The sequence below is a fragment of the Streptomyces sp. NPDC058008 genome (assembly GCF_042886395.1).
Lineage (GTDB): Bacteria > Actinomycetota > Actinomycetes > Streptomycetales > Streptomycetaceae > Streptomyces.
In genome coordinates this window covers 151,849-172,714 of record NZ_JBHVQX010000004.1, presented here as the reverse complement: position 1 = coordinate 172,714, position 20,866 = coordinate 151,849, and the positions used below count along the sequence as shown (strand labels likewise).

At 73.3% G+C, this 20,866-nt stretch carries 20 protein-coding genes; 9 read left to right on the top strand and 11 right to left on the bottom strand.

Annotated features, from left to right (window positions below):
- Nucleotides 1-143 precede the first annotated feature (143 nt).
- Genes ACFVS9_RS05680 through ACFVS9_RS05670 form a run of 3 tightly spaced genes read right to left on the bottom strand, consistent with a single transcriptional unit; the run spans nt 144 to nt 2,027 of the window.
- Nucleotides 144-914 (bottom strand): DUF3710 domain-containing protein, encoded by a 771-nt coding sequence (locus ACFVS9_RS05680; RefSeq protein WP_383115322.1) that lies wholly within the window; start codon nt 912-914, stop codon nt 144-146.
- A 1-nt stretch (nt 915) separates the two neighbouring features.
- On the bottom strand, nt 916-1,443 hold the full coding sequence (gene dut, locus ACFVS9_RS05675; RefSeq protein WP_383115321.1) for a dUTP diphosphatase: 528 nt from the start codon (nt 1,441-1,443) through the stop codon (nt 916-918).
- Complete coding sequence (locus ACFVS9_RS05670) at nt 1,443-2,027, bottom strand: PaaI family thioesterase (RefSeq protein ID WP_383115320.1); 585 nt, start codon at nt 2,025-2,027, stop codon at nt 1,443-1,445. The genes dut and ACFVS9_RS05670 overlap by 1 nt, the downstream gene beginning before the upstream one ends.
- A 58-nt stretch (nt 2,028-2,085) precedes the next feature.
- On the opposite strand from ACFVS9_RS05670, the gene ACFVS9_RS05665 reads away from it, so the two are divergent.
- Nucleotides 2,086-2,547: a DUF3093 domain-containing protein gene (locus ACFVS9_RS05665; RefSeq protein WP_383115319.1), complete on the top strand. Its 462-nt coding sequence runs from the start codon at nt 2,086-2,088 to the stop codon at nt 2,545-2,547.
- Nucleotides 2,548-2,553: 6 nt separating this feature from the next.
- Here the strand turns inward: ACFVS9_RS05665 and ACFVS9_RS05660 are convergent, their stop codons facing one another.
- From ACFVS9_RS05660 to ACFVS9_RS05645, 4 genes are all read right to left on the bottom strand, one after another.
- Entirely contained in the window at nt 2,554-3,513 is a 960-nt protein-coding gene (locus tag ACFVS9_RS05660) for a hypothetical protein (RefSeq protein WP_383115318.1), read from the bottom strand.
- Between the two features lie 12 nt (nt 3,514-3,525).
- Complete coding sequence (locus ACFVS9_RS05655) at nt 3,526-3,822, bottom strand: DUF4193 domain-containing protein (protein ID WP_003965732.1); 297 nt, start codon at nt 3,820-3,822, stop codon at nt 3,526-3,528.
- A 404-nt stretch (nt 3,823-4,226) separates the two neighbouring features.
- Nucleotides 4,227-5,468, bottom strand: a complete 1,242-nt coding sequence (locus tag ACFVS9_RS05650) for a sensor histidine kinase (RefSeq protein WP_383115317.1) — start codon at nt 5,466-5,468, stop codon at nt 4,227-4,229.
- Between the two features lie 7 nt (nt 5,469-5,475).
- Nucleotides 5,476-6,129, bottom strand: coding sequence for a response regulator transcription factor (locus tag ACFVS9_RS05645; RefSeq protein WP_073721987.1), 654 nt, complete (start codon nt 6,127-6,129; stop codon nt 5,476-5,478).
- Between the two features lie 363 nt (nt 6,130-6,492).
- Between ACFVS9_RS05645 and ACFVS9_RS05640 the strand changes: the two genes are divergently transcribed.
- Nucleotides 6,493-6,666: a hypothetical protein gene (locus ACFVS9_RS05640; RefSeq protein ID WP_164992724.1), complete on the top strand. Its 174-nt coding sequence runs from the start codon at nt 6,493-6,495 to the stop codon at nt 6,664-6,666.
- 101 nt (nt 6,667-6,767) lie between these two features.
- Here the strand turns inward: ACFVS9_RS05640 and ACFVS9_RS05635 are convergent, their stop codons facing one another.
- Nucleotides 6,768-7,568, bottom strand: a complete 801-nt coding sequence (locus tag ACFVS9_RS05635) for an inositol monophosphatase family protein (protein ID WP_389930271.1) — start codon at nt 7,566-7,568, stop codon at nt 6,768-6,770.
- A 175-nt stretch (nt 7,569-7,743) separates the two neighbouring features.
- Nucleotides 7,744-8,874, bottom strand: a complete 1,131-nt coding sequence (locus ACFVS9_RS05630; RefSeq protein WP_383115315.1) for a ferrochelatase — start codon at nt 8,872-8,874, stop codon at nt 7,744-7,746.
- Nucleotides 8,875-8,999: 125 nt separating this feature from the next.
- Here ACFVS9_RS05630 and ACFVS9_RS05625 point away from each other — a divergent pair, with 125 nt between their 5' ends.
- Complete coding sequence (locus ACFVS9_RS05625; protein WP_389930268.1) at nt 9,000-10,244, top strand: MFS transporter; 1,245 nt, start codon at nt 9,000-9,002, stop codon at nt 10,242-10,244.
- Complete coding sequence (locus ACFVS9_RS05620; protein ID WP_389930265.1) at nt 10,204-11,523, top strand: D-arabinono-1,4-lactone oxidase; 1,320 nt, start codon at nt 10,204-10,206, stop codon at nt 11,521-11,523. The genes ACFVS9_RS05625 and ACFVS9_RS05620 overlap by 41 nt, the downstream gene beginning before the upstream one ends.
- Nucleotides 11,524-11,548: 25 nt before the next feature.
- Here the strand turns inward: ACFVS9_RS05620 and ACFVS9_RS05615 are convergent, their stop codons facing one another.
- The gene (locus ACFVS9_RS05615; protein ID WP_389930262.1) at nt 11,549-12,598 is read right to left on the bottom strand and encodes a hypothetical protein; all 1,050 of its coding nucleotides are present in this window, start codon (nt 12,596-12,598) and stop codon (nt 11,549-11,551) included.
- A gap of 496 nt (nt 12,599-13,094) precedes the next feature.
- Here ACFVS9_RS05615 and sepH point away from each other — a divergent pair, with 496 nt between their 5' ends.
- Nucleotides 13,095-14,153: a septation protein SepH gene (sepH, locus tag ACFVS9_RS05610; RefSeq protein WP_383115311.1), complete on the top strand. Its 1,059-nt coding sequence runs from the start codon at nt 13,095-13,097 to the stop codon at nt 14,151-14,153.
- A 241-nt stretch (nt 14,154-14,394) separates the two neighbouring features.
- Here the strand turns inward: sepH and ACFVS9_RS05605 are convergent, their stop codons facing one another.
- Nucleotides 14,395-15,222 carry a sulfurtransferase gene (locus ACFVS9_RS05605; RefSeq protein ID WP_389930258.1) on the bottom strand — a complete coding sequence of 276 codons (828 nt, stop codon included), beginning with the start codon at nt 15,220-15,222 and terminating at the stop codon, nt 14,395-14,397.
- 235 nt (nt 15,223-15,457) lie between these two features.
- On the opposite strand from ACFVS9_RS05605, the gene ACFVS9_RS05600 reads away from it, so the two are divergent.
- From ACFVS9_RS05600 to ACFVS9_RS05585, 4 genes are all read left to right on the top strand, one after another.
- A complete protein-coding gene (locus tag ACFVS9_RS05600) occupies nt 15,458-16,234 on the top strand; it encodes a VOC family protein (protein WP_383115309.1) in 777 nt (258 codons plus the stop codon).
- 397 nt (nt 16,235-16,631) lie between these two features.
- Nucleotides 16,632-17,306, top strand: coding sequence for a hypothetical protein (locus ACFVS9_RS05595; protein ID WP_389930255.1), 675 nt, complete (start codon nt 16,632-16,634; stop codon nt 17,304-17,306).
- A 3-nt stretch (nt 17,307-17,309) separates the two neighbouring features.
- Nucleotides 17,310-17,984 carry an RES family NAD+ phosphorylase gene (locus ACFVS9_RS05590; protein WP_383115307.1) on the top strand — a complete coding sequence of 225 codons (675 nt, stop codon included), beginning with the start codon at nt 17,310-17,312 and terminating at the stop codon, nt 17,982-17,984.
- Nucleotides 17,985-20,861 (top strand): CHAT domain-containing protein, encoded by a 2,877-nt coding sequence (locus ACFVS9_RS05585; RefSeq protein ID WP_389930252.1) that lies wholly within the window; start codon nt 17,985-17,987, stop codon nt 20,859-20,861. It begins immediately after the preceding gene.
- The last annotated feature ends 5 nt before the right edge of the window (nt 20,862-20,866 follow it).

Genomic DNA, 20,866 nt, shown 5'->3' with positions numbered 1-20,866 from the left:
CCGGTGGGTACGGGGGCGGTGCTCCCCCCCCCCGGGGCTGCCCCTTTTTTGTTCTTCTGCCCCTGGTTGCGCCCCCGAATGGGCGGGGGGCCCCCCCCCCCCCCGGGGGGGCCCCCCCCCCGGCCGTGAACTGCCGGGTGCGCTCAGCGCACCTCGGTGATCTCGGGGCCGCGCTGGAGCTGGCCCATGCCACCGGAGAACTTCGAGCTCTCCTGGTCCTCCTGCTGAACACCCTCGGGCACCATCTGGGCGTCGTCGGGAAGCTTCAGGACGATCGGGTCACGGGGGGCCATCGGGCCGTCACCGCGGACGACGACGGTGTCCCGGAAGATCGTCTCCAGCAGTCCGGCGGTCTCCGGCTGCACCGCGCCCTGGCCGGAGATCACTCCGCGCAGGAACCAGCGCGGCCCGTCGACGCCGACGAAGCGGACCAGCTGTACGCCGTTCTTCCCGTCCGGAAGCTGTACGGGGACCTGCGCGCGCAGCTCCCAGCCCAGCGGGCCCTCGACCTCGTCGATGATCCCGCCCTGCTGCGTGATGCCCGAGGCGATCTCCTCGCGGACCTCGCCCCAGATGCCCTCCTTCTTGGGGGCGGCGAAGGCCTGGAGCTGGACCGCGCTGTCGCGGAGCACGACGGTGGCCGCGACGATCGCGTCGCCGGCGACCTCCACCCGGAGCTCCATGCCCTCGACGCCGGGCACGAAGACGCCGCCCAGGTCCACCCGGCCCTCGCCGGGCTGGGAGACCTCGGAGATGTCCCACGGCCCGTCGGGGCGGGGGGCCGGAGGAAGGTTCGTGCGGCGCGAGCCGGACTCGGCCCCGGTGTCGTCGAGCTCGTCGGCGACCTGCTCGGTCTCGCGCGCTTCGTCCGCCGTGTCCTCGGCGGAACCACTGTTCTTGCGACGTCCGAACACGTCAATGTCCTTCCCGGTCGGATACGACCGAAGCGTAGCTGTTCCCACCCTGGGTGTTACCGCCCGTGACGCCGTCCACCGCGGCGTGGCCGCCGGTGGATCCGAAGCCCCCTCCGGCCCGCGCCGAGCCGGGGAGTTCCGTCACCTCGTGGAAGCGCACCTTCTCGACCTGCTGGACGACCAGTTGGGCAATCCGGTCGAACCGCTCGAACCTCACGGTCTCGCGTGGATCGAGATTGACCACGATGACCTTGATCTCCCCACGGTACCCGGCATCGACCGTCCCTGGGGCGTTCACGAGGGCCACTCCGCAGCGGGCCGCGAGGCCCGACCGGGGGTGGACGAAGGCGGCGTACCCGTCGGGCAGCGCGATCGACACCCCGGTGGGGAGCGTCACGCGCTCGCCGGGGGCGAGCTCGGCGGCCTCGGTGGTGACCAGATCGGCACCGGCGTCGCCCGGGTGTGCGTAACCGGGGAGCGGCACGTCCGGGTCGACCCGGCGGATGAGTACGTCGACGGGGGGGCGCATCAGGGGTTCACCTCGAAGGCGCGGGCGCGCCTGATCTGGTCGGGGTCGGACATCGCGGCCCGGATCTCCTCCGGCCGCCCGTTGTCGATGAAGTGGTCCACCTTGACCTCGACGAAGAGGGCTTCCGCGCGGACCGCGACGGGTCCGTCGGGGCCTCCGGTCCGTCCCGTGGCGCGGCAGTAGATCTTCCGGCCGTGCACGGCGGTGACCTCGGCCTCCAGGAAGAGCACGGTGTCCACCGGAACCGGCAGGACGTAGTCGGTCTCCAGCCGTCCGGTCACCGCGATGACCCGCAGCAGCCAGCTCAGCGCGCCGAGCGTCTCGTCCATGGCCGTGGCCAGGACACCGCCGTGCGCCAGCCCGGGAGCGCCCTGGTGGGCGGGCTTCACGGTGAACTCGGCGGTGACGCTGACACCTTCTCCGGCCGTCGTCCGCAGGTGCAGTCCGTGCGGCTGACCGTCACCACAGCCGAAACAGTGTTCGTAGTGGGAGCCGAGAACGTCCCCGGGCGCGGGTGCGTCGGGATGGCGGACGGGCCGCACCGCGTCGGGCGGGGGTGTCAGGCGTGCAGATGTTCCACTCACAGCCGCAGACCTTACCCGCGCGGCCGGCCGGCGGTCGCGCCGTGCCAAGCTTGCCTTCATGCAGCCTTCCGCACCTCCCTTCGACGAACGTCTCACAGCGCCCCGTTCGTGGTGGCTCATCGCCTTCGGGATCGGCGTCGCGTGCGCGGTGATGTTCCTGCCGCTCGGCCTCCTGCCCATGCTCGGCGCCCTGGCCGCCGGTACGGCCGCGGCGTGCGTGGGCGTGAGCTCGTACGGCTCCGCGCGCATCCGCGTCGTGGCGGGCGCGCTGGTCGCGGGTGACGCCCGGATCCCGCTGGAGGCGCTCGGTGACGCCGAGGTGCTGGAGGGCGAGGAGGCGCGCGCCTGGCGCACGTACAAGGCGGACACCCGGGCGTTCATGCTGCTGCGCAGCTACATCCCGACGGCGGTGCGGGTGAAGGTCACGGATCCGGCCGACCCGACGCCGTACGTCTACCTGTCGACCCGGGAGCCGGAGGCTCTGGTGGCGGCCCTCGCGCCGGTGTCCGCCGGGAGCTGACGGCGGTCAGCGGCCGGGGTCGTCCAGGCCCTCGGGCAGCTCCCGGGCGGGCTCGGCGGGCTGTTCCAGCGGAGGGAGCGCCGGGAGCCGGTCCCAGGGGACCTGCCGGTGCCGCAGGTCGCTCCTGACCCGGTCGGCGAGCTTCCTGGTGTCCCGGCGGTTCATCAGCGCGCCGACGGCGGCGCCGATCATGAACGGGATGAGGTTCGGCAGGTCGCGCACGGTGCGCTTCATGATCTGCTGGCGCAGCTCGCGCTTCATCTGCCCGCCCAGCGCCGCGTTGAGCGTGGTGGGGCGTGAGACGTCGATGCCGCGTTCCTCCGTCCAGGAGGTCAGATACGCGGTGCTCCGCTGGCCGAGGTTGCCCGGGGGCCGCAGGCCGTAGACCTCGTGGAGCTCGGCGACGAGCTTCATCTCGATGGTGGCCACGCCGGTGATCTCGGCCGCCAGTTCGGCGATCATGGCGGGGGGTACGGGCATCATCGCCGCCGCCCCGATGCCCGCGCCGACGGTCGCCGTGGCGTTGCAGGCGCCCGCGACGAGCTTGTCGGCGAGCTCTTCGGGGCCGAGCCCCGGGAACTGTCCGCGCAGGGTGGCGAGGTCCCGCACGGGGACGCGGGGGGCCGTTTCGATGATCCGGTCGGCCACCAGGCCGACCGCGGCGACGGCGCCCTCCTTGCTCCTGCGTACGCCTCGTCCCAGTGCGTGGAGGCGGCCGGAGCCCTTCGGGGGCGGTGCCGGGCCGTCCTGCCCGGGACCGGACGACGGGTCCTGTGCCCCCACCGCTTCGAGCGAGGCCGGAAGGCCCCGCTCGTCGTCAGGTGTACTGCCGGGAGAGGCAGGCAGGGCGGCCTGGTGCTCGGCAGTGGGGCTCTCGCCCTCTGCCGGGCCTGCGCCGCCCTGATGTGCCTCCGACGACTTCGTGCGCCGCAAGCGCCGCTTCCGGAACGGTGTGTCGCCTGCCACGGCCTGAGTCCCTCAGTCGCAGTCGCGGCAGATGGGCTGGCCGTTCTTCTCGCGCGCGAGCTGGCTCCTGTGGTGCACGAGGAAGCAGCTCATGCAGGTGAACTCGTCGGCCTGCTTGGGCAGGACCCGCACGGCGAGCTCTTCGTTGGACAGGTCCGCCCCGGGCAGCTCCAGTCCTTCCGCCGCGTCGAACTCGTCCACGTCGACGGCAGATGCCGTCTTGTCGCTCCGACGAGCCTTGAGCTCTTCGAGGCTGTCCTGATCGACGTCGTCGTCGGTCTTCCGTGGGGTGTCGTAATCCGTTGCCATGTCGCTCTCCCCCTCATGGGTGTCTGCGGTGTCTCAGCGCACGTAACGCGTGAGAGGCCGGACTTGTGCCCGACCTGAGGCGGAGATTTTGCCTCACATCAAGGTCTGTTACTCAATCGACACCCAACCGGATCTCTCGTGAGCGATCAGCTTGGGTGGCGATGGGGACCGTACACGGTCCGATTGCTGCTGTTCACGGGCGCCACCCCGTGTACTTCCCGTGATACCGCCCCCCGAAAACCCGCACGTTTGCAGGCTTTCGGGCAGAGATGTGGTCACGGAGAGTAGAGGGACCGAAATTCGCTTCTGTGATCGATCACACAGGGACAGAACGGAAACAGGGTTCAAAAATTCCGCCCAAAGCGAACAGAGCGATCCAATGCGGCCTCACACCGCGAAGCCTCTCAGACCGGCAGGGTGACGCGCATCACGAGACCACCGCCCTCGCGAGGCTCCGCGATGATACGGCCTCCGTGGGCCCGCGCGACGGATCGCGCGATCGACAGGCCGAGCCCGACGCCCTTGTCGCTGCCCGTGCGTTCCGTCCGCAGCCGTCTGAACGGCTCGAAGAGGTTGTCGATCTCGTAGGCGGGCACCACGGGACCGGTGTTCGAGACGGTCAGGAGCGCCTGGCCGTGCCGGAGCTCGGTGGTGACCTCCACCCAGCCGTCCTCCGCGACGTTGTAGCGCACGGCGTTCTGCACGAGGTTGAGCGCGATCCGCTCCAGCAGGACGCCGTTGCCCTGGACGACGGCCTGGGCGCGCTCGCCGCGGATCACGACCGACTTCGCCGAGGCCTCCGCCGTGGTCTGGTCGATGGCGCGGTCGGCGACCTCGGCCAGGTCCACGGGCTTGCGCTCGATGATCTGGTTGTCGCTGCGGGCGAGCAGCAGCAGCCCCTCGACCAGCTGCTCACTGCGCTCGTTCGTGGCCAGGAGTGTCTTGCCGAGCTGCTGGAGCTCCGTGGGGGCCTCCGGGTCGGAGAGGTGGACCTCCAGCAGTGTGCGGTTGATGGCCAGCGGGGTGCGCAGCTCGTGCGAGGCGTTCCCGACGAACCGCTGCTGGGCGGTGAAGGCCCGCTCCAGGCGGTCCAGCATCTCGTCGAAGGTGTCCGCGAGCTCCTTGAGCTCGTCGTCCGGGCCGTCCAGCTCGATCCGCCGGGTCAGGTCCGTGCCGGCCACCCGGCGGGCGGTGCGCGTGATCCGGCCCAGGGGGGACAGGACGCGGCCGGCCATGGCGTAACCGAACGCGAAGGCGATGACGCTGAGGCCCACCAGGGCCAGGAGCGCCCGGTTCAGCAGGCTGTCGAGGGCGTGCTGGCGCTGCGCCGAGGTGCACTCCTTGATGGCCTCGTTGAGCTGGGTGTTGTTCAGTGCGGACGCCAGCTGCGGGCACATGTCGCTGGAGATCTGCACGTTCGTGCCCTTGACCTGGAACTCCAGGCCGCCGGCGTCGTGCAGGGCCTGCGCGGCCAGCATGTAGATGATCGAGAGCAGCAGGATGCCGGCGATCAGGAACATTCCGCCGTACAGCAGCGTGAGCCGTATCCGGATGGTCGGACGCAGCCACGGGTAGGGGGCCTCCTGCTGTTTCGGCTCCCAGGTCGGCTTCGGAGGCGCCGCGACAGGGCCTGGGGACGCTGCCATCACGCCCTCAGATCCGGTATCCGGAGCCGGGGACGGTGACGATGACGGGTGGCTCGCCCAGCTTGCGGCGCAGGGTCATGACGGTCACGCGGACCACGTTGGTGAACGGGTCGGTGTTCTCGTCCCACGCCTTCTCCAGCAGCTGCTCGGCCGAGACGACCGCGCCCTCGCTGCGCATGAGGACCTCCAGGACGGCGAACTCCTTCGGCGCGAGCTGGATCTCCTGCTCGTCCCGGAAGACCTCGCGGCGGTTGGGGTCCAGCTTGATTCCGGCACGCTCCAGCACGGGCGGCAGCGCGACCGTGGTACGCCGCCCCAGGGCGCGCACACGTGCGGTCAGCTCGCTGAAGGCGAAGGGCTTGGGCAGGTAGTCGTCCGCCCCGAGCTCCAGCCCCTCGACCCGGTCGCTCACGTCGCCGGACGCCGTGAGCATGAGCACCCGGGTCGGCATGCCGAGCTCGACGATCCTGCGGCAGACGTCGTCGCCGTGCACCAGCGGGAGGTCCCGGTCCAGCACGACGACGTCGTAGTCGTTGACCCCGACCCGTTCGAGAGCCGCCGCTCCGTCGTAGACGACGTCGACGGCCATGGCCTCCCGGCGCAGCCCGGTGGCCACCGCATCGGCGAGCAGCTGCTCGTCCTCGACGACGAGTACGCGCACGGCGCAGTCCTTCCCTAGATCTCCGAAAAAACGGCGAGCGGCCCCCGTTCCGGCCGCTCGCTGCACGTCAGCGGCACCGACTGTGCGCTTCCATCCTGCCCGCAACGCGCATAAACCGGCGGTAAGACGACGCGGCCCGGACGGTGGCTCCGGGGAATCGATCCGATTTCCGGGCCAGTTGAGGTTTCTCGGGGACCGGGCGCGGGGAGGACGCTCTCACACCCGCGATCACGCCATGTATGTGGCGTACCACAGCCCGTCCTGCTTCCAGAGGGACTGCGTGATCACCCGCACCCCGGCCCGCGTGCCGGGGGACCACCGGGCACACCCCCGTGCCACCGACCCACGATGAGGGGGCGCTTCATGGACGCTTTCACCGCAGGTCTGCTGCAACGAATCAAGACCACCGAGTCCGACCTCACGAGGGCTCGCGAGACGGGCGACGACTTCCTCGCGGACGTCGAGCAGGGAGAGCTCGACGACCTGCACCGCCTCGCCGCCGAGCACGGCGTGGAAATCGGCGCCACAAGCGTCTGAGCAGCCACGAGAGGGCCCCGGGAGCTGTCATGGCTCTCCGGGGCCCTCTTCTCGTGCCGGCGGCCTCCCGGGCGCCCCGGAGGGGCGGGGAGGGGGCCGGGTCAGTCGTGCCAGGCTCCCAGTTCCTCCAGGGCCGCCTGCAGCGGCTCGAAGACCCCCGGGGTCGCGGCGACGGTCAGGTCGCCGTCCGCCGGGCGCCCGGGCCTGCCCCCGGTCAGGGCACCCGCCTCCCGGGCGATGAGGTCACCTGCGGCGACGTCCCACGGGTGCAGTCCGCGCTCGTAGTAGCCGTCGAGCCGGCCGGCCGCCACGTCGCAGAGGTCCACGGCCGCCGATCCCCCGCGCCGGATGTCACGCAGCCGCGGGATGAGCTGCTGGGCCACCGCCGCCTGGTGGGTGCGGACCTCGGTGACGTAGTTGAAGCCGGTGGACACCAGGGCCTGCTCGAAGGGGGCCGTGGGGCGGCACCGCAGCGGGTCCCCGTTCCCGTACGCGCCGCGGCCGAGCACCGCGTGGGACGTCTCGCGGCGCATCGGGGCCTCGACCACCCCGACGACCCGCTCGCCGTCGCGCTCGGCGGCGATGGAGACGGCCCAGGTCGGGAGGCCGTAGAGGTAGTTCACCGTGCCGTCGAGCGGGTCGATGACCCAGCGGATCCCGCTGGTGCCCTCGGAGCTGGCGCCCTCCTCGCCGAGGAAGCCGTCGGCGGGGCGGTGCTCGGAGAGGTAGCCGGTGATCAGCTTCTCCGCCCGGATGTCCATCTCGGTGACGACGTCGATCGGGCTGGACTTCGTCGCGGCGACCCCGAGGTCCTCGGGACGGCCGTCGCGCAGCAGCGCGCCGGCCCGGCGGGCCGCTTCCAGGGCGAGGTCCAGCAGTTCGGACAGGAGGGGGTCGGTCACAACGCTCCAGAGGTGGTGTCGCGGAGCCGGTACGGGCCGGGCTGCGCCCGCACGGCGGGAAATCGGGACGGCGGCCGGGTCTTCCGTCCGGGCAGGAGCGGGGTGGGGCGCCGCCCGCCGGCCATGACGCGCCGCACCGGCGTACGCGGGCCCGCCCCGGCCCGGACACGAGGCCCTAGGACCGGAAGGGGCTGTCGGCGCCGGCGGCGGCCGGCTTGGGGACCCTGGCCGGGCAGCAGCCGACCGGGCAGAGGTCGTGGGACGGGCCGAGCGAACCGAGGGCGCAGGGCGCGACCGGGCGGTCCCGCTCGGCGGCCGCACGCTCCAGCACGAGCTCGCGCACGGCTGCCGCGAACCTCGGGTCCGCGCCCACCGTCGCGGAGCGGCGCACCGGCAGCCCCAGCTCGGCGGCCTTCGCGGTGGCCTCCGTGTCGAGGTCGTAGAGCACCTCCATGTGGTCGGAGACGAAGCCGATGGGGGCCATGACGACCGCCGGCACGCCCTCGCCGTGGAGGGTCTCCAGGTGGTCGCAGATGTCGGGCTCCAGCCACGGGATGTGCGGGGCGCCGCTGCGCGACTGGTAGACGAGCCGCCACGGGTGGTCGACGCCGGTCTCCTCCCGCACGGCCCCGGCGATCAGCCGGGCCACGTCCAGGTGCTCGGCCACGTAGGAACCGCCGTCGCCGTGGGTCTCCACCGGCCCGGAGGTGTCCGCCGCGGCCGTCGGGACGGAGTGCGTGGTGAACGCGAGGTGCGCCCCCGCCCTGACGTCCTCGGGGAGGTCCGCCAGGGACGCCAGCACGCCGTCGATCATGGGCCGTACGAAGCCGGGGTGGTTGAAGTAGTGCCGCAGCTTGTCCACCCGGGGGACCGGCAGCCCCTCCGCCTCCAGCGCGGACAGCGACTCCGCGAGGTTCTCGCGGTACTGGCGGCAGCCGGAGTAGGAGGCGTAGGCGCTGGTGGCCAGTACGGCGATCCGGCGGTGCCCGTCCGTGATCATCTCGCGGAGCGTGTCGGTGAGGTACGGGGCCCAGTTGCGGTTGCCCCAGTACACCGGCAGTGCGAGGCCGTGCCCGGCGAAGTCCTCGCGCAGGGCGTCCAGCAGCGCCCTGTTCTGCGCGTTGATCGGGCTCACGCCGCCGAAGAGGAAGTAGTGCTTGCCGACCTCCTTCAGCCGTTCTTCGGGGATGCCCCGGCCGCGGGTCACGTTCGCGAGGAACGGCACCACGTCGTCGGGGCCTTCGGGGCCGCCGAAGGACAGCAGCAGGAGAGCGTCGTAGGGAGCGGGATCACGCAGATCGGACATGCACCCGATCCTGCCACCCCCCTCCGACAGCGCGGCAACCGCCATCGGCGGGTCCGGACGGCCCACAGCCGCCGTAAGCTGTATCGGCCCCCCGTACACCTGACAGGCTTCCCCGGAGCTTCCCCTTGCCCAGCCCCTACCGCGCCATCTTCGCCGCCCCCGGAAGCCGTGGATTCTCGGCCGCCGGATTCCTCGGCCGGATGCCGCTGTCCATGATGGGGATCGGTGTGGTGACCATGGTGTCCCAGCTCACCGGCCGGTACGGGCTGGCGGGCGCGCTCTCCGCGACCCTCGCCATGGCGGCGGCCGTCATGGGTCCGCAGGTCTCACGGCTGGTCGACCGGTACGGGCAGCGCCGCGTGCTGCGCCCGGTCACGCTGTTCGCCGCCACGTCGGTCGCGGGACTGCTGGTCTGCGCCCAGCAGCGGCTGCCCGACTGGACGCTCTTCGTCTTCGCCGTGGGCGCCGGCTGCGTGCCCAGCGTGGGGTCCATGGTCCGGGCCCGCTGGGCGGAGATCTACCGGGGGTCCGGGCGGCAGCTGCACACCGCGTACTCCTGGGAGTCGATCGTCGACGAGGTGTGCTTCATCTTCGGCCCCATCGTCTCCATCGGCCTGTCCACCGCCTGGTTCCCGGAGGCGGGTCCCCTGCTGGCCGGCGGCTTCCTGGTGGTGGGCGTCTTCTGGCTGACCTCCCAGCGCGCCACCGAGCCCGTGCCGCACCCGAAGGAGCAGCACACCGGCGGCTCCGCGCTGCGCTCGACGGGGCTCCAGGTGCTGGTGGTCACCTTCGTCGCCACCGGGGCGATCTTCGGGGCGGTGGACGTGGTGACGGTCGCCTTCGCCGAGGAGCGCGGCCACAAGGCGGCGGCCAGCCTCGTGCTGGCGGTCTACGCCCTGGGGTCCTGCCTCGCGGGAGCGGTGTTCGGCCTGCTCCACCTGCGGGGGAAGCCGTCCACCCGGTGGCTGGTGGGGGTCTGCGCGATGGCCGTGAGTATGATCCCCCTCCAACTGGCCGGGAGCCTGCCGTTCCTGGCCGTGGCGCTCTTTGTCGCGGGCCTCGCCATCGCACCGACGATGGTGACCACCATGGCCCTCGTCGAACGGCACGTACCGCGCACCCAGCTGACGGAGGGCATGACCTGGACCAGTACCGGACTCGCCGTCGGAGTGGCGCTCGGCTCCTCCGCCGCGGGCTGGGTGGTCGACGCGTCCGGGGCCGAGGCGGGGTACGCGGTGCCCGCCGTGGCGGGAGCGCTCGCGGCCGCGGTGGGGCTCCTGGGGTACCGCCGGCTCGCCGAGCCGGCGCCTACGGGAGGGCGCGGGGAAGATGAGCGACACCTACGTACGGACGGCGAACCCGTGGCGTAACTGGGCGGGCAACGTCACCGCCAGGCCCGCACGCGTGGCGTCCCCGGCCTCCGTCGACGAACTCGCCGGGGTGCTCCGCGGGGCGTCCGAGGACGGCCTGACGGTCAAACCCGTCGGAACCGGCCACTCGTTCACCGCGACCGCGGCCACCGACGGGGTCCTCATACGTCCGGACCTGCTCACCGGCATCCGCGGCGTCGACCGTGAGGCGATGACGGTGACGGTCGGGGCCGGAACCCCGCTGAAGCGTCTCAACACCGCACTCGCCCGTGAGGGGCTCTCCCTCACCAACATGGGCGACATCATGGAGCAGACGGTGGCCGGGGCCACGTCCACGGGCACCCACGGCACCGGCCGCGACTCGGCGTCGGTCTCCGCGCAGATCCGCGCGCTGGAGCTGGTCACCGCCGACGGCACGGTCCTGCGCTGCTCGGCCGACGAGCACCCGGACGTCTTCGCGGCGGCCCGCGTCGGGCTCGGGGCGCTCGGCGTGATCAGCGCGGTCACCTTCGCCGTGGAGCCGGTCTTCCTGCTGACGGCCCGCGAGGAACCGATGGCCTTCGACCGGGTCACGGCCGATTTCGACCAGCTGGTCGCCGAGAACGAGCACTTCGAGTTCTACTGGTTCCCGCACACCGGCAACTGCAACACCAAGCGCAACAACCGCAGCGCGGGTCCCGCGGCTCCCCCGGGACGGGTCAGCGGCTGGATCGAGGACGAGCTCCTCTCCAACGGGATCTTCCAGGTCGCCTGTTCCGTGGGCCGCGCCGTCCCCCGGGCCGTCCCCCCTCTCGCCAGGATCTCCAGCCGCGCCCTGTCGGCGCGTACGTACACCGACATCCCCTACAAGGTGTTCACCAGCCCCCGGCGGGTGCGCTTCGTCGAGATGGAGTACGCCCTTCCGCGCGAGGCGGCGGTGGCGGCCCTGCGTGAGCTCAAGGCCATGGTGGAGCGCTCGCCGCTGCGGATCAGCTTCCCCGTGGAGGTGCGCACGGCGCCGGCGGACGACATGGCGCTCTCCACGGCCTCGGGCCGGGAGAGCGCGTACATCGCGGTGCACATGTACCGGGGGACGCCGTACCAGGCGTACTTCACGGCCGTCGAACGGATCATGACGGGCTACGAGGGCCGCCCGCACTGGGGCAAGATCCACACCAGGGACTCGGGCTACCTCGCCGGCGTCTACCCCCGGTTCGGGGAGTTCACCGCCGTGCGCGACCGGCTGGACCCGGACCGGCTGTTCGCCAACGACTACCTGCGGCGCGTGCTCGGGGACTGAACCCGCGAGGGCGGGGCCTGGACGGTCACCGGCCCGGGCCCGTACCCGTCCCGCCCTGCTGCTCCGGGGCCTGGCCGGTCCCGGCCGGGTCCGGGGAGGCCGGTGCGGTGCCGCCGTCGCCCGGCGTGGCCGGGGCGGACGGCTCGGGTGCCGTGCTCGAACCGGACGCCGAGGGCGTGGGGGCGGGGTCGGATGCCGAACCGTCCGGGGCGGAGGGGTCGGGCCGCGCGCTCCCGCCTTCTCCCCGGTCCGTGCCGGGCGCCGTCGTGCTCCCGGTGTCCGGCACACCGCCGTCCTTCCGGCCGCCCTGGTCCGCGTCGTCCTGGCCCGTGCTGTCCGAGGGGGAGGGCGAGGTCGTCCCGCCGTGCCGCTCACCGCTGACCACCGAGCCGATGGTCGTCCCTCCGTTGCCCCCCAGATCGTGCCCGGCGACCATTTCGTACACGGTGATGCCGGCCATCGACAGGACGAAGACCCCGGTGGCCGCGAGGGCCGAGCGCTTCCAGCCCCGGACGCGGGTGCCGTGCGTACGCGCCTCGGAGTAGGACCCGTCGGGGAACGCGTCCCCGGGAGGTGCACCGCCCGGCCGCTCCCCGGTGGGCCGGAACCGCCGCAGCACCGTCGTGCGGTCGGTGTCCGTCCCCGCCGTCCGGTCCGGGTCCGTCCCGGCCGCGCGCAGCACCCGCGTCGCGTCGTCGTCCACCACGCCCAGCACCCGCGTCGCGTCGTCGTCCACGGCGCCCGGCGGGCGGGTCGCCCCGTCGTCCGGACGCCGGGGCGCGGGGGACGTCTCGCGGGTGCGGACGGTCACCTGACGGCCCGCCGGATGCTTCACCTGGACGGTGACTTCACGGATCTGCTCGCCGGTCCGGCGGAAGAAGTGCTGGAAGACCGAGCCGCCGCAGGTGGCGACCACGCTCATCACACCCGCGCCGGCGATGGTTCCGTACACGCCGAGCTGCGAGGCCATCACCGCTGCCGCGACCGCCGCGACGGCGCTGCCGGCGACCTGCGGCAGGCTCAGATCTATGCGCCTTTCCTTGCGTTCCGCATCGTTCTGCGGCTTCTGAACCATGATCTGTCCCTGCTCGACAACTAGCCCACCTTGCACCAGGAAGGGACATATGAGCGAATCAGATAGTTCCGATTCTGGAGATTTTGTGAAGCAGCACACGCATCGGGGGCATACCGCGAACAACGGGGTAACCCAACTCCCGTGCCGGGCGAGAATTTCGGCGGCGCGCCGGTCCACCCAGGTGGCCCGAATGGAGTACTGTGACGAGCCCTGGGCCCGGACTCCCGCATGGGTATCCGGAACCTACGGGAGGGGGCCGAAGGCGGCACCCGAACCGGCGGCGCCACGGCATCGCACGGGCGCCCGCTACATGCGGTGACCATCCGGTCGCCGCGCGTCGCGAAGAGGTGGCCGTGTCATCGTGGCGTCCAGGGCCAAGGCCCGACACGCCGGGTAACTTGGCAAGGTTGTGGCAGGCTGAACCCGGGCAGGTCACACTCGACTAGCGGAAGCAGCGACGCACGTGACGTCGGCAGGCACCACCCGGGAGGTTCCCATGCCCGAACTGCGTGTCGTGGCCGTCTCGAACGACGGCACACGACTGGTGCTCAAGGCTGCCGACAGCACGGAGTACACGCTTCCGATCGACGAGCGGCTGCGCGCCGCGGTGCGCAACGACCGCGCCCGGCTCGGCCAGATCGAGATCGAGGTGGAGAGCCACCTCCGCCCGCGCGACATCCAGGCGCGCATACGCGCCGGTGCCTCCGCCGAGGAGGTCGCCCAGTTCGCCGGCATCCCGGTGGACCGGGTACGCCGCTTCGAGGGCCCCGTGCTGGCCGAGCGCGCGTTCATGGCCGAGCGTGCCCGGAAGACCCCTGTGCGCCGCCCCGGCGAGAACACCGGTCCGCAGCTCGGCGAGGCGGTGCAGGAGCGCCTCCTGATGCGCGGCGCCGACCGGGAAACCGTCCAGTGGGACTCCTGGCGCCGGGACGACGGCACCTGGGAGGTCCTCCTGGTGTACCGCGTCGCGGGTGAGCCGCACTCGGCGAGCTGGACGTACGACCCGCCCCGGCGCCTGGTCCAGGCCGTGGACGAGGAGGCGCGCTCGCTGATCGGTGAGTCCGACGACGTCGCGGCTCCCGAGCCGAGCTTCCCGTTCGTGCCGCGGATCGCGCGCCTCCCGCGCGACCGGCCGCTGGACCGCGCGCTGGACCGCCAGATCGAGCGTCCCGCTCCCCCGGAGCCGGAGGAGCGGGTGAGCGGGGTCTCCGCGAGTGAGCGCGACTCGCTGACCAGCCTCCTGGAGGCGGTGCCGAGCTTCCGCGGCGACATGATCGTCCCGGAGCGGCCCTCGCAGCCCGAACCGCCCGCGCTCGAGCCCGCGCCGCAGCAGGAGCCCGAAGCGGACGAGCCCCCGGCCGCTGCGGCCTCCGCCGGTGCGGGCGCCGCCTATGCCGACGTGCTGATGCCCCGCGCGGTGGCGGGCCACCGTGACCGGCTGACCGGGACGACGGACCGGCAGGCCGAGGCGGACGGCGTGCGGCCGGGCCGCCGCGCGGCGGTCCCCAGCTGGGACGAGATCGTCTTCGGGACCCGCCGCAAGAAACAGGACTGAGGCCCCGCCAGGAGGTCCGTGGCACGAGGGTCCGTGCATGAGGGTCCGTGGCACGAAGGTCCGTGCATGAGGGTCCGTGGCACGAAGGTCCGTGCATCAGGGTCCGTGGCACGAAGGTCCGTGCATCAGGGTCCGTGGCACGAAGGTCCGTGCATCAGGGTCCGTGGCACGAAGGTCCGTGGCATGAGGTGAGGGCCCGTACACGGCGTACGGGTCCTCACCTCGTCCGTGTGCCGGTGTGTCAGAGGGGCTCCGGCCCGGTGGCCACCGGACGCGACTCGTCCGAGGACCATTCCGACCAGGACCCGGCATAGAGCGCGGCCCGGTGCCCCGCGAGCTCCAGCGCCAGCACCTCGTGGGCGCCCGAGACCCCGGAGCCGCAGTAGACACCGACCTGGGCCGTGCCGTCGGCGCCCAGGGCGGAGAACCGGGAGGCGAGCGAGGCGGCGGGCAGGAAGCGTCCGTCCTCGCCGACGTTCTCCGAGGTGGGCGCCGACACCGCACCCGGGATGTGGCCGCCGACGCGGTCGATCGGTTCGACGTCCCCCCGGTAGCGTTCGGCGGCCCGCGCGTCCAGCAGCAGCCCGGAGCGGGCGAGCTCCGCGGCTCCGTCCGCGTCCAGAAGGCCGACCGCGCCCGGACGGGGCCGGAAGTCCCCCTCGGCGGGCTCCACGACGCCGGTGGAGAGCTCACCCGTCCACGCGGCGAGACCGCCGTCCAGCACGCGGACATCGGGGTGCCCGGTCCAGCGCAGCAGCCACCAGGCGCGGGCCGCCGCCCAGCCCTGGCCGCCGTCGTAGACCACCACGGGGGTGTCGTGGCCGACCCCGGCCCGCCGCATGACGGCTCCGAAGGCCTCCGGGTCGGGGAGGGGGTGACGGCCGCCGCTGCCCGCGGGGCCGGCGAGCTCGGAGTCGAGATCGATGTAGACCGCACCCGGGATGTGTCCGGCCTCGTGGTCGGCGCGGCCGTTCGGCCCGCCGAGCTGCCAGCGGACGTCCAGGAGCACCGGCGGGCGCGGCCCCGTCGACTCGCTCAGGTATTCGGATCCGGTGATGATGGGCTTCATGGGGGCCATCCTCGCGCAGGGCCGCCCGCGATGACGCCGCACCGAACAGGACGTACCCCGCCATATCGGTCTCCGGTGCGAGCCCGGAGCGGAAAATGCGGCGCGGCCGGGGTGCCTCGGGGGCTCAGTGGTGCGAGCATCTGGACGGAGCGTACGCCCCCGTATCCGTACCGCTGGGCGCCGCTCGGAGCCCGCCGACCGCACGGCCCCCGACGGTACGAGGAGAGAGAAGCAGATGACCGAGGCTGCCGCCCGGCGCACACCCGGCGCACCGTGCTGGGTGAGTCTGATCGTGCACGGCCTGACCGCGACCCAGGACTTCTACAGCGGGCTCTTCGGCTGGGAGTTCCGGCCAGGGCCCGACCAGCTGGGGCCGTACGTCCGGGCGCTGCTGCGGGGCAAGGAGGTGGCGGGCATCGGGCAGTTGCCGCCCGGCCGGCACCTCCCGATCGCCTGGACGACGTATCTCGCCTCGGAGAACGCGGACGCCACGGCGGAGGCGATCCGCTCGTGCGGCGGGACGGTGGCCGTCGGGCCCCTCGTCGCCGGGGACGCGGGGCGCCTCCTCATCGCGTCCGACCCGGGCGGCGCGGTCTTCGGCGTCTGGCAGGCGGCGGATCACCTGGGCACCGCCCTCGCGGGCACACCGGGCACCCCCGTGTGGAACGAACTGGTGACCCGGGAGACCGCGTCGGTCGCCAAGTTCTACCAGGCCGTGTTCGGATTCGAGGCCGAGGCGGTCGTGTCGGCCGACTTCGACTACCAGACGCTGCACCTCCAGGGCCGCCCGGTGGCCGCCCTCCACGGAGTGGGGCACGCCCTGCCGCGCGACCGGGGCCCCCACTGGATGACCTACTTCCAGGTCGCCGACACCGACGAGTCGGCGGCCCGCGTGGTGGAGCTCGGCGGACACGTGCTGCAGCCGCCGCAGGATGCCTCCAGCGGCCGGCTGGCGACGGTGGCGGATCCCGAGGGCGCGGTCTTCACGATCGTCCGGCCGCCGGGCAGTTGAGCCTCGCCGGACGGCGGATCCGGTGACGGCACGGCCGGCGCCACCGCTCGTCCCGCCGGGGCCGCACGGTGGCCGGCCCGGGGAGCCGTGCGCCGCCACGTGCTCCCGGGCGAACCGTGCGACGGCCCGCCGTTCCGCTCCGCGACCGGAGGACGCCCCGGGAACGACCGGGTGACGACCGGCGATCGGCCCCCGGAGAGCCGCCGGGCCGCGTAGCGTCGACAGTGCCCCGCCCGACGTCTTGCAGCCGTGACGGGCGCGAGCGATCATGGTCGCTCGCTTGCCCGCCCGCGCTCCCCGCTCCGGCCCTCCGGGAGGCGGAGGGGGCCCGGACCGGGCCCTCCGCCCGCCCCCGCCGAGGCGGCATTCCCGACCAGGAGAACGGGCACACGTACGGATGAACCCCTTCATCGCACTCGCCGCCTTCGCAGCTGACTGGAACCGGCTTTCGGGCATGCTCGACGCCGAGGCGCACCGGGCTCTGGGCCGCTCCCTCGCCGCCTTACGGGAGACCGCCTCGCCGGAGGCCGCGTCACGGGAGGCGGACGCGGACCGGGCGGCGGCCGCGGGGAGGGCCGCGCGGTCCGTCCTCGACGCGCTGCCGGCCCACGAGGCCGGCCGGTTACGGCGGGACGGTGACGGCGGACGGTTCACGGGCGCTCCCCCGGACACCCCGTACGCGGGGTTCACGGCGGCGGACCTGTGCATGCTCGTCCTCGACGGCAACCCGATGGTCGGCCCGGTCCTCGGCGCCGTCCGCGAACGGCTGCTCGGCGCACCGGCGTCGGCGTGGGTCGAGGGCACGGACCCGCGGCTGATCGCCCTCTCCGGCGAGGACGGCCGGAGGCGGGTTCCGGGCTTCCAGTTCGAAGCCGGGGGCATGCCGTGGCGGGTGGTCCTGGAGGTCAACACCCTTCTGCGTGCCGATGCCGATCCCTGGGGCGTGGCGGACTGGTGGCTGTCGCCGACCACATGGTGGCGGGGGACGCCGTCGTCCCTGCTGGGACGTGGACGGGACGGCGAACTGCTGGGCGCGGCACGGGCCCTGACGGCCGCGGGCGGGGAGGAGTAGACGATGGGCAGGTTCCCTCCCCCGGACGCCCTGCCGGGCGAACCGTCCCGCTGCGTGCTGCGCGCGGGCACACCCCTGTACCGGGTGCACTCCACGCACCGGGACGCGGTGGAGTACAACTCCCGCCTCTCGCACCCCTTCTACTTCGGCGGACGCTTCGACAGCACGCCCCACGACCCGTACGGCTACGCGTACGTCGGTTTCGGCGCCGGGGCCGCCGTCTGCGAAGTGCTCCTGCGCTCGCTGCCGTTCGAGTCCGGAGCCGGCCCCAGACTGCTGCCGCGCGAGGCGTTCGAACGGCGCAGCCTCTCCTTCCTGCGCCTGGCCCGGGACGTGCGGGCCGTGTCGCTGATGTCCGGGGCGGATCTCGCCGCGGTGGCACAGAGTTCCTGGCTGGTGCACACCGAGGGGGCCGACTATCCGCAGACCCGCGACTGGGGCCACTGGATCCGCCGGCAGACCGGCGGCTGGGCGGAAGGCTTCGTCTGGCCGTCCAAGCGCGAGCCCGCCGACCGGGTCGCGATCCTGTTCGACGACCGGGGCGAGGCCCCCGCGCTCGAACCCACGGGCGCCCCGCGCGTCGACTTCGGGACGGAGGAGGGCGAACGCTGGCTGAACGGCGTGCTCGCCCCCTACGGCACACAGGCCGCCCCTCGGCTGCCGGGACGGGAACGCTGAATGACACCTCGGGCGTACGACCTGCACGCGTTGCTGTACGAACTGCGGCAGGAAGCGGAGGCGGGCACGTCCCGGGCGGCCGACCTGTCCCGGCTCAGCTCCCTGGTCCTGGACCGGCTCGGCTGCGCCACGGGGAAGGAGGCGTACGAACTGCTGTACGCGGACTGGAGGGCGCTGCCGAGGGGCACCCTGCTCTCCGGGATGCGGGCGGGCCAGATCGTCACGCTGCTCCCGATGCTCCGGCTCGACCAGGCGCTCCCGGACGCCCACGGTGAGGCCGAACTACTGAGGGAGGCCCAGGAGTACGGGCCGTCCGAGCAGAGCTGGCAGGCCTCCGTCCTCACGACGAGTGCGTCGACGGGGCTGCTGACACCCACCGACCCGGCCGGCATGGAGGCGGAGCTCGCCCGGCTGGAGCGGGCGCGCGCGATGATGCCGGCCGGGAGTCCGGCGCGGGACGCCGCCGACGCGGCTCACGCCGGGCTGCGCATCCACCTGGCCCAGCTCAGCGGCGGCGAGGACGACTTCGACTCCGCGGTGGACGACCTGGCACGGCTCGGCGGATCGTCGACGTTCACGGCGGACCAGCACCTCGCCATGGAGGGTCAGCTCGCCGTCTTCCGCTCCTACCAGGCCGCTCGCGGCGAGGACGAGCAGGCGCTGGCGGAACAGGTCCGCCGGATGGAGTCGGTCCTTCCGCGGCTGGCGCCCGACCACATGGACAGGGTGGCGTTCGAGGCGCACCTGGACTCGGCGCGCACCCGTCTGGCCGCGCTGGAGGCCCGCCGCACCGGGCGGATGCCCGCGGAGGCCGCCGACTCCGCCCGGCCCTCGGTGGCACGGCAGCGGCAGCAGATCTCCGCCCTGCCGCGGGCCTCACGGATCGACCGGCTGTTCGAGCTGGGAGTCGGACGCTGCGGCCGGGCGCTGGTGGCCCGTGACCACCCGGCCGTCATCGAGGCGCAGGGCCTGCTCCAGGAGGCGATGGACCTGCTGGAGCCGGACGACGAGCGGTGGGTCCGCATCGCGTACACCCTGGGCACCAGTTACGTCAGCGTGGCCGTTCTGGCCATCGCCCCGCACGAACAGCGCCTCGGCCACCTCGACCAGGGGATCGCCTGGCTGCGGCACGCCCTGCGCATGGCCGGCGGCCCGGAGCACGTGGTGTGGGGCGCGGCCGGGCCGGCCCTCGCGAGCGCGTACCGGTTCCGGGGCGACGTGCTCCACCTCCTGGACCCGCCGGGCAAGCGTCTCAACCACGCCGAGGCTCGGCGGGTCGGCCTGCGGGCCCTCCGGGCGGCGGCCTGGACCGTGCTGCTCCAGTCCGGTACGGCGCGGGCCACGGACGCGGCCCGCAGCGCGGGACGGCAGGCGGTGGAGGTGGCCCGGTGGTGCCTGGCCGACGGGGCGCACGCCGACGCGGTGCTCGCGCTGGACGCGGGGCGTGGCCTCGCCCTGCACGCGGCGACCGTGGCGACCACCGTCCCGGACATGCTGGCGGGGCTGGGGCGGTCCGACCTCGCGGAGGAATGGCGGAGCGCGAGCACGGGGCCGGCGGCGGATCCGGGGGGTGACCTGGCGTTCGCCGAGGGGGTGGTGGACGCGGGGCCGCCCAGCCGGCTGCGGCGCCGGGTGCTCCAGGCGCTGGCGGCGTCGCCGCTGCGCCGCCGGCTGCTCGACTCCCCCTCGCTCCAGGAGATCGCCGGGGCGCTGCGCACCATGGGCAGGTCGGCGCTGGTCTATCTGGTGCCCGCCGACACGGAGCAGCCGGACCTCAAGGACCGTACGTTCTTCGGCCGCCGGCCCTCCCACGGCGCGGCCGTCATGGTGCTCGCCGACGGCACCACCGAGGTCCTCGAACTGCCGCTGCTCTCCACCGAGGCACCGGAACTGGCCGCCTACCGGGCCTCCGGGGCTCCGGGCCGCGACGCGGGCGGTCCGCCCCTCGCCGGCACACCGGAGCCGGGGCGCCGGGCGGACGGCGGCCGCGCGGCGCTGGACGCCCTGTGCGCCTGGGCGGGTACGTCGGTGATGGGGCCGCTGCTCCAGCGGCTTCCGCGCGGCTACGGCCGGGCCCCCTCCGTGGTGCTGGTCCCCATGGCCGAGCTCGGGCTCGTGCCCTGGCACGCCGCCCGCGTGCCCGGCCGGCACCGCGACCGGTACGCGTGCGAGGAGGCGGACATCGCCTATCTGCCGTCCGCCCGGCTGCTGTGCGAGGTCGCCGGACGGCCCGCCACCGGGACCCGGCAGTCCCTCGTGGTCGGCAACCCGACGCGCGACCTGCACCACGCGGGCGAGGAGGCCGAGGCCATCCACCGCGCCTTCTACCCGGACGGCGAACTCCTCGGCCCGGGCCGTGCGACCCCCGCCGCCGTCACGGACTGGCTGCGCGGGCAGCGGGGTGGGGTGCTGCACCTCGCCTGCCACGGGGTGGTGCGCCGGAGCGAGCGGCACAGCGCCTGGCTCCAGCTCTCGGAGGGGCGGCTGACGGCCGAGGAGCTGACGGAGGGCTCGATCCGCTATCCGCACCTGGACCGGGTGGTGCTGGCCGCCTGCCGGACCAATGTGTCCGGGCGCGGTCACGACGAGGCGTACAGCCTGTCGACGGCCTTCCTCGTCGCCGGCGCGCGCACGGTGATCGGCTCGCTGTGGCCGGTGCCCGACGAGGCGACCTCCCTGCTGATGTACATGGTCCACCACTTCATGAACCACGACGGGATGCCCGCCGGACGGGCCCTGCGCAGCGCCCAGTCGTGGATGCTCGACGACCGCAGGGAGGCGCCCCCGGGGATGCCGTCGCACCTCCGGGGGCGCGTCGGACGGATCCGGAGCGACGACCCGACCGCGTGGGCCGGGTTCACGCATCTCGGATGGTGACGGGG